The following is a 9,269-nucleotide window of genomic DNA, read 5'->3' on the forward strand; positions in this document are numbered from 1 at the left end:
CCCTGCGAAGCCATTCGCGCCGACGCCATCTACGTCCACCGCCGCCCGGCCCGCGTTCGTGACGATCGCGATACGCCCCTCTTCCTTGGGCCGGAGTGAGCAACATCTAACAAAAATCCGAATTCTAATAAAGAGAATTATTTTGGCGCTATCGCTTGACCCCGGGCTTGGGTGTTTTGCCCGGCGGGCTGCACAAGGGCTTGTGGCCACCACCGCTATTCCGGCGCGGTCGGCACCCGCGGATTCTGCGCGAGGGCCTGGGCCGGCTTGACCGCCGCCGGGCTTGCTCCGTTCCTGGTCAGGTCGCGCCGTAGCGAAAGCGGGGCTGATCTCAGCGCATAGATGATCGCGATCTGGGTCCGGTTCTGGAGGCGGTATTTGCGCATGATGTTGCCGATATGCGCCCGCACCGTGTTCTCCGAGATCTTGAGCTCGTAGGCGATGTTCTTGTTCTGCATGCCGCGCGCGATCAGCATCATCAGCTCACGCTCGCGCGGTGTCGGTGTAATCGAATCCTTCGGATCCGGGCTCATGACTTTGCTCCTCCCTGGTCTTCAGGTTGATGTTGCCGCCGCCTGCATCGTCTCACTCCGTCTTGAGCGCCTCGATCGGGCTGAGCCGGGATGCCTTGTGGGCGGGATAGAATCCGAAGATCAGGCCGGTCGCGATCGAGAAGACGAGGGCAAGGCCGATCGCCTCGCCGTCGATCGAGGTGATCCATCCGGCCATGCGTGCGACTGTCATCGAAAGGGTGATGCCGCCGGCAACGCCGATGGCGCCGCCGAGCAGGCAGAGCACGAGGGCCTCGCAGAGAAACTGCAGACGAATGTCGCGCATCCGGCCACCAAGCGCGCGGCGGATTCCGATCTCCCGCGTGCGCTCGGTGACCGACACGATCATCACATTCATGATGCTGATGCCGCCGACGAGCAGCGAGACCGAGGCGATGGCGACGAGCAGCAGCGCCACGGTGCGGATCGCGCCCTGCTGCGCTTCCATCGCGGCGGCCGGATCCTGGACCTTGAAATCGTCCTCCTGGCCGGCGGGGACACGGTGGCGCTGCCGCAGCAGGCTTTCGATCTCGGATCGCGCACCTGCCATTTGGCCGTCGGCGGCCACCTTGGCGATGATGTAGGCGACCGAATCCCGGTTGATGTTGCTGGCGCTGCCGAGGAAGCGCAGCTTGGCCGTGCTGAGCGGCACGAAGGCGACGTCATCCTGCGCCGGGCCCTTGCGATCGAGCACGCCGACCACTTCGAGCGGCACCTTCATGATCCTGATCTGCGCGCCGATCGGATCGTCGCCGGGGGCGAACAGTTCGCGCGCCACGGTGCTGCCGAGGATCACGACCTTGCCGGCGCTGGCCTCTTCGGTGCCGGAGAAATAGCGCCCGGTCGCGAGCTGCCAGTCGCGCACCATGAAGTGGCCGGTCGTCGTGCCGTTGATGGTCGTGTTCCAGTTCTTGCTCTCGTGGATGATTTGCGCCGTTCCGGCAATCGAGCCGGCGGCTGCCTGGATCTCCGGTATCTGCTCGAGGATGGCCTGCACGTCGCTCTCGGTCATCGTCAGCTTGCTGCCGTCCTTGAGGCGCACGCCGCCCTGATAGACCGCGCCCGGCGTGATCATCAGCACGTTGGCGCCGATCGAGCGGATCTGTTCCTGCAGGCGTAGCTGCGCGCCTGATCCGATCGCAAACACCGTCACGATGGAGGCGACGCCGATCACGATGCCGAGCATGGTGAGGAAGCTGCGCAGCGGATTGAGGCGCAAAGCGTGCAGGGCGATCTGAAAACCCTGGAACATCGTCATGACACGGCGCTCCGTTTCGGCAGCAGCCCGGCCGTTGTCTCGTCGCTGACGAGCTCGCCGTCGTGCAGGCGGATCGTGCGCCGGCACTGCGTCGCGATGCCGGGATCATGCGTGATCATCACGATGGTCTGGCCGGTCCGGTTGAGCGCGGCGAACAACGCCAGGATCTCGGCGCCGGTGCGGCTGTCGAGCGCGCCGGTCGGCTCGTCGGCGAGCACGATCAGCGGGGAGGCGATCAGCGCGCGCGCGATCGCGACGCGCTGCTGCTCGCCGCCGGAGAGCTGCCGCGGAAAGTGATGGGCCCGGTGCAGCATGCCGACGGCCTCAAGGCTCGCTTCGGCGCGTGCCAGGCGCGCCTTGCGGCCGACGCCGCAATAGACCAGCGGCAGCGCGACGTTCTCGATCGCATTGTGGCGGGCGAGCAGATTGTAGGACTGGAACACGAAGCCGATGCTGCGGGCGCGCAAGGACGACCGGCGATCTTCCGAGAGCTCGGCGACATTGGCGCCCTCGAGATGGACCGCGCCTTCGCTCGGCAGATCGAGCAGCCCGATCATGTTCATCAGCGTCGATTTCCCGGAGCCCGACGGTCCCATCACGGCGACGATCTCGCCCTGCGCGATGTCGAAGCTGACGTTGCGCACTGCTGTGACCGCGACCCCGTCGGTGCGATAGGTCCTGGAGACGGACCGGAGACTGATGAGGGGCAGGGGGGCGCTCATGATCCGAACCTGATTCCGAAGAATTCCATGCCCGCCGGCCGGATGGCCTGGCCGACGGCGACCTGGCTGCCCTCGGCGAGGTCTCCGCTCTTGAGGGCGACCTGTTCGGTGCCGGCCGCCCCGACCGTCACCGCAATGCGCTGGAGTGCGCCGCTGGCCGTGCGTACCCACACGCCGCTGTTCGCAGGAGTTGCGTCCGGCCGCGTGCCGGATGGCTGGAACCGCAGCGCGGCAAGCGGCACTTTCAGCACGTCGTCCTGCCGCTCGATCACGATCTTCACCAGGGCCGTCATGCCGGGCAGCAGCGCACCGTCGAGGTTGGAGGTCGCCAAGACGACGGTGTAGGTGACGACGTGCTGCTGGTTCTGCGGCGCCTTGCGCACCTGCCGCACCACGGCCTCGAAGCGGCGGTCGGGATAGGCATCCACGGTGAAATAGGCGTGCTGGCCGGAGGCAATGCGCCCGATATCGGCTTCGTCGACCTGGGCGTGGATCTCCATGTCCTCCAGGCGGTGGGCGACCACGAAGGTGGTGCGCGACTCCAGGCCGACGGCGAGGGTCTGGCCGTCGTTGACGAACCTGCCGACGACGACGCCGTCGATCGGCGAGCGGATCACGGTGCGGTCGAGATCGGCCTGGGCCGCGGCGAGGACGGCGGCTTTCTCCGGCACCGCCATGCGCGCCTGCTGCAACTCGGCTTCGATACGGCGGACATCGGCCTGCGCACCGTCCACGGCGTAGGCGTTGAGCGACATCAGGACCTCGGCCTCGCGCTCCTGGGACAGGCGCGCGGTGTATTCCGTCTGCGCATCGTCGACCGTCGTCGACGCCACGACGTTCTGCGACTGGAGCGCCAGCTTGCGCTGCAAGGTCTTCTGCGCCGAAGCCTTGACCGCCTGCGCGCTGTCGAGCTTGGCGGCGAGCACGTCGCGGCTGCCTTTGGCGTTCTGCAGGTCGATCCGGGCGCGATCGAGCTTGGCGCGCGCGATGTCGACCAGCGAATTGGCGACGGCCATGGACGCCCTGGCTTCGTCGACCTTGGCCGCGAAGCTGCGCGGATCGATCAAAGCGAGCGGCTGGTCCCTGGCGACAGTGTCGTTGAAGTCGACATAGACCCGGGCGAGTTGCCCGGACAGCTGGGAACCGACCTCGATCGTCTTGACCGGCTGGAGCGCGCCGGTGACGGTGATGGTCTGCTCGATGCTGCCACGCTGGATCGCGGCGTAGCGGAACAATGGCGCATCCGACCCGAACGTCGGGGCTTGGCGCCCGCCGGGCACGAGCAGCCGCTTCGTCGAGTCGTAGGCGTGAGCCGCCGTGTCTGCCGCGCTGCCGGCGGCGCCGGCGATGACGGCCGGCCCCGCGGCATAGACCGCGGCGAGGCCGCATGCAGTTCCGAGCAAGGCCACAATTGGCACAAATCGCATATCAAAAACCCGCCTGCTTGAAATGGCTTCGTTGGCGGCACGTCCTAATATCGCGCTATGGTTGTAAATCATCCGAAGCGATATCGATCGTCAGTATGTCGTGGCTGCGAGGGCGACGGTCGGGCGCGCTGAATGATCCAGAAGTAAAGGACGCAGGTGCGACTTTTCGTGATTTGCTGGAAATGCATACCGGGCGTATCGATATGATGCGCGCGGTATCGAACTCGATAGGCTGACTGAACGTCCCGTATGATCCGGCCAGTGGGGCCGATGATCGGCGTTCACGTCGGCGCATGGGTGGCGACGCCATGACGCAGTCGGCGATACCGCGGCGAAGATGCCGGATTGCCGCAGACGCGATGCCGCATCTTGCCGCGATGCCGCCGGCGGCGGGATCGAATCCCTGTCATCACGAAGCCCGATATGTGAACGCCTTCACTCGTCTTCACGGAGTGATGGCCCTAAGACGTCGAGCCGGTGGATCGATTCTATTCGCTCGATCCCCGCGAATTCAATCAAGCACCTTGTTATCGCTTGCAAGAAGAATGGATGGTTCGTTGCTTGCTCATCGAGCCCCAAGCCGGGGAGTCCGTTGCCATGAGTTCGGCTCAAGCCACAGTTTATGTCGTTGACGACGAAGTTCAGATCAGAAATGCGATTGGAAGTCTCTGCGAGGAGACCGGGCACCAGGTCAAGTTGTTTGCCTCAACCAACGAGTTTCTCGCGGAGAGTCTGTCCGCCGGTCCTTCCTGCCTCGTGCTCGACGTCCGCTTTCCCGGCACGTCGCCGACCGGCCTCGAGCTGCAGCGCAGGCTCGCCGAGACGGGCGTGCCGATTCCGATCGTTTTCATCAGCGGCCATTCCGATGTCCGTGTCTCGGTCGAGGCGATGAAACGCGGCGCGGTCGAGTTTCTGCCAAAACCCTTTCGCGAGCAGGAGATCCTCGACGCCATCAGGCACGGCATCGAGCGCGACCGCAGGCGGATGGAACGCGAGGCGGCGGTGCGCGATGCAAGGCAGCGCGTCGAGACGCTGACGACGCGGGAGCGCGAGATCATGCTGCTGATGGCCGAGGGGCTGGTCGCCAAGCAGATCGCGGCACGGCTTGGCGTCAGCGAAGTGACGGTGAAGGTGCATCGCGCCAGGATGATGCGAAAGCTGGAGCTGCGTTCGCCGATCGAAGTGGTGCGGCTGGTCGACGGCATCGAGCGCGACGCGGCAGCGGCACGCGCCAGTGCGGGACAGCCGCAAATCTAGCATTGCGCGTGGCCGCGCGCCGCGCATCGTCTAGTCCGTACCAACTAGCATGAACTGCAGTCTATCGCACCGGGCACCGTCGGTTCAGAGTCATCCCACGATGTCGGCCGCATTCGAGACCGCCATCCGAAACCAGTCAGACAACTTGGCCAGAAAGGGATACTCCATGCGCAAATTGTTTTTTGCTTCCGTTGCCGTGTTCGCCCTGTCTTCCGCAGCCCACGCCGCCAATACGTCGACGACCGTGCAGGTCGGCGTCGTGAACGGCTCGAGCGTTTCGCAGCAGGGCCTCACCAATGACTCTTCGTCGACGACCCAGATCGGCATCCTGAATGGTGCGTCCACCATGCAGGGCACCAGCTCGCCGTCGCTCAACAACGCCAGCACCGTGAACCAGGCCGGCGTGCAGAACTCGGCGACCACGGGCCAGGTGGCCTTCGGCAACAACACCAGCGGGATCACCCAGAACTCGTTCGGACCGCCCGCGCTCCAGAACAACTCCGCCGCCGTCGGCCAGCTCAGCGGCCTCGGCATCAACACGAGCACCGTCTCGCAGACGGCGCACTGAACCACCTCGTCGGCCGGACGCGCCACAGCGCGGCGCGTCCGGCCCATTCTCGCGGAGGACATCACATGCGGATCACCTATCTCGTTGCGACGGCCATCGCGCTCAGCGCGTTGACCGCCGTCGATGCCCGGGCCGGCAACTCGGCCAGCGTGCTGCAATTCGGGTCGACCAACAGCTCCTTCATCTCGCAGAGCGGCGGCACCAACAACAGCGCCACGACGATGCAGTTCGGCGCAACCAATACGGCCACCACCTTGCAGACCGGCTCGCTCCTCACCGTCAACACCGCGGTGACCGGGCAGGGCGGCACCACCGCGACGGCGTCCAACACGGCGCTGACCGGCCAGGTCGGCGGCTCCAATTCGAGCCTGATCGGCCAGATCGGCGCCAACAACACGGCCGGCGTCGGGCAGCTCGGAATCCTGAACGGCTCGACGATTCTCCAGCAGACCCCGTGAGCCATCCTGAAGTGGTGAGGCACGTCATGAAACCTCTCTTGAGACGCGCGGGTGCCGCGATGCTCGCTTTGTGCTGCGCCGGCGCCGGATCGGCCGACGCCCAGACCGCCGACATCAAGACCATCGTGTCGGTCGGCGGACCGCCGGTCGTGCTGAACCAGAACAGTCAGCTCAACATGGCGGGCGTGTTCATGATCGGCGGCAGCACCAGCGCGACGGTGACGCAGAACGGCGTCAACAATGCCACCGGCGTGCTGCAATTCGGCGGAACGAATTCGGCATCGATCGGGCAGGCCGGGATGAACAATGTCGCCTTCGTCGGCCAGACCGGCCAGTCGGCGACCAGCCTGGTGTCGCAGCTCGGCGCCATGAACACCGGCACGCTCGCGCAGTTCAGCACGGTCAACAGCTCGATGATCGTCCAGACCGGTCCGTAAGGCGCGCGTGAACGCATCGGTGTCGGGAACCAGAGGGGAAGCGCGATGCGGTGTGGCAGAGAGGTTTTCAGGCGGGCTCTGGCGGTTGCGGCATTGCTTGCCGCCATCGGCATGGCGACGCAGGCGTCGGCCGGGTCGGTCCAGCGCGGGACCACGAACCGGGCCGTCAGCATCGAGACGATCGTGCAGTTCGGCGACAACGTGCAGCCTGTCACGATCGAGGAGAACAGCCGCGTCAATATCGCGCGGGTGATCCAGATCGGCGGTACCGGAACGGTGGATGCGACGATCATCCAGAACGGCACGCGCAATTTTGCCAACGTGATCCAGGTCGGCGGCACCACCAACGCGGCGATCGGTCAATCCGGTCTCAGCAACACCGCCGACATCACCCAGATCGGCAATTCGACCAACGCGCTCCTGCTTCAGATCGGCGACATGAACTCGGGAGCGGTGAGGCAGTTCGGTCGTTTCAACTGGCTGGCGATCTTCCAGTTCAGCCGATGATGGAGGTGTGACATGAGATTGCTCCTGCTCGCATCCGGAATAGGATTCATCGGAGCGGTCGCGATGGCGCCGGCCGGCGCCGGCGACGGCCACACCACAATTGTCCAGGATGAAAACGGGGCGGCGACGATCACGCAAAGCGGCGATCCCGCGCAGGCCGAAGTCAGGATCGAGAAAGAACCCGGGCGCACCACAGTGTACCGGCGCAGCGGCGGCAACACCGCCATCGTGTCGCAGGGCAGCGGACATGCGCAGGACATGCTCGATTGGCTGCGCAAGCAGCATCAAGACCACTGACGCACAGCATGGACGCGCGAAGGCCCGCCGCCCCCTGGAGGACGACGGGCCTCGTCGAAGGCCGGGCTACCAGCTGCGGTATCGGCCGGTCAGCGTGCCGTTGTTGTTGCCGTCGGGGCCGACATCGCCCTGTGTCGAGCTCGGCGCCGGATGGTTGGTGCCGTTCATCGCGCCATACGGCCCCGCCGTGCCGGGATAATACATCGCGCGCGGCTGGGCGGTTTCGTAGCCGGCGCCGCTGCGCTCCCATCCCACGGGGTTGCCGAACCGATCGACGGTCTGCGCCGATGCGGCGGCGGTGCCGGCGACGAGCGCGGCCGTGATCAGGCCGACGAGTTTTGTAGTCTTCTGCATGCGAGAGGCTCCTTGCTTCTTGTCGGGGCCAACGACCACGATTGGGGAGCGTTCCGGACATATGCGGCTGGCCCGATCAACTCTGATCAACAGCTGATGAGGAGGCATCCCTGGCACGACGTGCCTCAAACAGGCGAGAATTCCGGGCGTTCTGCCGCACCCGGTTCCGCGTTTATCCCGCGCCTTAACCAATAATTAATTATACGTTTGCGGGTGGGCGACAGCCCGGCCTAGCCTGCGGTGGGGAGCCGCGGAAAGCCAAACGAGTTGGTGCGTATCATGATGTCCAGATCATATGGGGCGCTGTTCGCCTCGCTCAGCGCAGCCGCGCTGCTCCTTAGCTCCAGTGACAGTTTTGCCAGACCTGGTGGCGCCGCGCCGCATGGCGTCGTGGCCACTGCCGCGCCTTCCGGTTCGATGGCGCGTCCGCCGATCGGGCCGGGCGCCCGGTTCCGCGGCCGCAACACGCCCTGGGTCTATTGGCCGGGCGGCGGCGGCTTCTACTACGGCGGCGGAAACGACAACCAGCCCTTCGTCGATATCGGACAGCCCGTCTCCAACGACGTGCGCTACACCTACACCTATGACGTTCCCTGGGACTGGACGCATCGCTTCCCGCCGAACGTGGTGCCGTCCGACCGGCCCTATGTGCCGAGCTGCCCGACGGAGCAGGTGACGGTGCCGGGCCGCGGTGGCGGCGAGCACACCGTCAACGTCATGCGCTGCTACTAGCCGAGCTCGAAGCTGGTCACGCCGAAGACGCGGTCGATCCGCAGCGGCGGGATCGGCCCGGTGTACATCCGCGCCGTCTCGAATACCGGTTTGAGGCCGAGCTCTTCCGCAAGCGCAATGGCGTCGCGGTTGACGGCGGGGACATCGAGGAAGACGTCGCCGCCGCCGGCCCTTGCCAGCAGGGCCTGCACGACCTTCTCCGCAGCGATGCGATCGTCGGCGACGAGCGGGCCGACCTTGTAGCCGCTCCGGCACGGCCGGATCACACCCCATGCGGCCAGCTTCCCATCGCGCATGAGCGCACGGCCGAGATGGCCCGGCGTCCTGATCCAGGCGCGCAGGAAGGCGCTGCGCTGCGCCGGGAAGACTGTGGCGTCGTCGGCCTCGACAAGCGCGAGCGGGACGTTGTCGAGCGCAATGACATCGGCGGGCGCCGGCGGCGCGGCGAGCGTGCCGCCATAGCGGATATTGGCGTAGGCGAGCTGGAAGCCGGACTTCCTGTAATTGTCCTGCTGCGCCACGACGCCGTCGAGCCCGATGACGCGCGGGCCGGCATGCGCGATCGCCGCGTTCCAGATGCGCAGGCCGTGGCCGGAGCCGCGATAGCCCGAGCGCACGATGTAGAAGCCGAGGAAGGCGAAGCGATCATCGTAGTTGACGCAGGAGACGGTCGCGACCGGCTCCCCCCCCCCCCCCCCCCC

At 65.9% G+C, this 9,269-nt stretch carries 13 protein-coding genes; 7 read left to right on the plus strand and 6 right to left on the minus strand.

Translation table 11 applies throughout. The annotated features are described in order from the left end of the window. Positions 1-215 precede the first annotated feature (215 nt). From PMI42_RS22510 to PMI42_RS22525, 4 genes are read right to left on the minus strand one after another with little or no spacing between them, the layout of a single operon-like run. Positions 216-533, minus strand: coding sequence for a response regulator transcription factor (locus PMI42_RS22510; protein WP_008138288.1), 318 nt, complete (start codon positions 531-533; stop codon positions 216-218). Positions 534-585: 52 nt separating this feature from the next. After that, complete coding sequence (locus PMI42_RS22515; protein ID WP_008138289.1) at positions 586-1,809, minus strand: ABC transporter permease; 1,224 nt, start codon at positions 1,807-1,809, stop codon at positions 586-588. Next, entirely contained in the window at positions 1,806-2,531 is a 726-nt protein-coding gene (locus PMI42_RS22520; protein WP_008138290.1) for an ABC transporter ATP-binding protein, read from the minus strand. Before PMI42_RS22520 ends, PMI42_RS22515 begins: the two co-directional genes overlap by 4 nt. Further along, the gene (locus tag PMI42_RS22525) at positions 2,528-3,958 is read right to left on the minus strand and encodes an efflux RND transporter periplasmic adaptor subunit (protein ID WP_008138291.1); all 1,431 of its coding nucleotides are present in this window, start codon (positions 3,956-3,958) and stop codon (positions 2,528-2,530) included. The genes PMI42_RS22520 and PMI42_RS22525 overlap by 4 nt, the downstream gene beginning before the upstream one ends. Before the next feature lie 597 nt (positions 3,959-4,555). Between PMI42_RS22525 and PMI42_RS22530 the strand changes: the two genes are divergently transcribed. The 6 genes from PMI42_RS22530 (at position 4,556) to PMI42_RS22555 (ending at position 7,482) form a co-directional block, all read left to right on the plus strand. Continuing rightward, positions 4,556-5,215 (plus strand): response regulator transcription factor, encoded by a 660-nt coding sequence (locus PMI42_RS22530; protein ID WP_008138293.1) that lies wholly within the window; start codon positions 4,556-4,558, stop codon positions 5,213-5,215. Positions 5,216-5,381: 166 nt separating this feature from the next. Further along, positions 5,382-5,783, plus strand: a complete 402-nt coding sequence (locus PMI42_RS22535) for a hypothetical protein (protein WP_035966364.1) — start codon at positions 5,382-5,384, stop codon at positions 5,781-5,783. A 65-nt stretch (positions 5,784-5,848) separates the two neighbouring features. After that, on the plus strand, positions 5,849-6,241 hold the full coding sequence (locus tag PMI42_RS22540) for a curlin (RefSeq protein WP_008138296.1): 393 nt from the start codon (positions 5,849-5,851) through the stop codon (positions 6,239-6,241). Positions 6,242-6,267: 26 nt separating this feature from the next. Then, complete coding sequence (locus PMI42_RS22545; protein ID WP_008138298.1) at positions 6,268-6,678, plus strand: curlin; 411 nt, start codon at positions 6,268-6,270, stop codon at positions 6,676-6,678. Positions 6,679-6,723: 45 nt separating this feature from the next. Next, positions 6,724-7,185, plus strand: a complete 462-nt coding sequence (locus tag PMI42_RS22550; RefSeq protein WP_008138300.1) for a hypothetical protein — start codon at positions 6,724-6,726, stop codon at positions 7,183-7,185. Positions 7,186-7,197: 12 nt separating this feature from the next. Further along, the gene (locus PMI42_RS22555; RefSeq protein ID WP_008138302.1) at positions 7,198-7,482 is read left to right on the plus strand and encodes a hypothetical protein; all 285 of its coding nucleotides are present in this window, start codon (positions 7,198-7,200) and stop codon (positions 7,480-7,482) included. Positions 7,483-7,548: 66 nt separating this feature from the next. On the opposite strand, the gene PMI42_RS22560 is transcribed toward PMI42_RS22555, so the two are convergent. After that, positions 7,549-7,836, minus strand: coding sequence for a hypothetical protein (locus PMI42_RS22560; protein WP_008138305.1), 288 nt, complete (start codon positions 7,834-7,836; stop codon positions 7,549-7,551). Between the two features lie 279 nt (positions 7,837-8,115). On the opposite strand from PMI42_RS22560, the gene PMI42_RS22565 reads away from it, so the two are divergent. Then, positions 8,116-8,568, plus strand: a complete 453-nt coding sequence (locus PMI42_RS22565) for a hypothetical protein (RefSeq protein ID WP_008138307.1) — start codon at positions 8,116-8,118, stop codon at positions 8,566-8,568. Here the strand turns inward: PMI42_RS22565 and PMI42_RS22570 are convergent. Then, positions 8,565-9,269: GNAT family N-acetyltransferase (locus tag PMI42_RS22570; RefSeq protein WP_008138309.1), on the minus strand; the 705-nt coding region annotated here is incomplete at its 5' end. The two genes, PMI42_RS22565 and PMI42_RS22570, sit on opposite strands and share 4 nt — an antisense overlap.

This window comes from Bradyrhizobium sp. YR681, assembly GCF_000282615.1.
GTDB lineage: Bacteria > Pseudomonadota > Alphaproteobacteria > Rhizobiales > Xanthobacteraceae > Bradyrhizobium.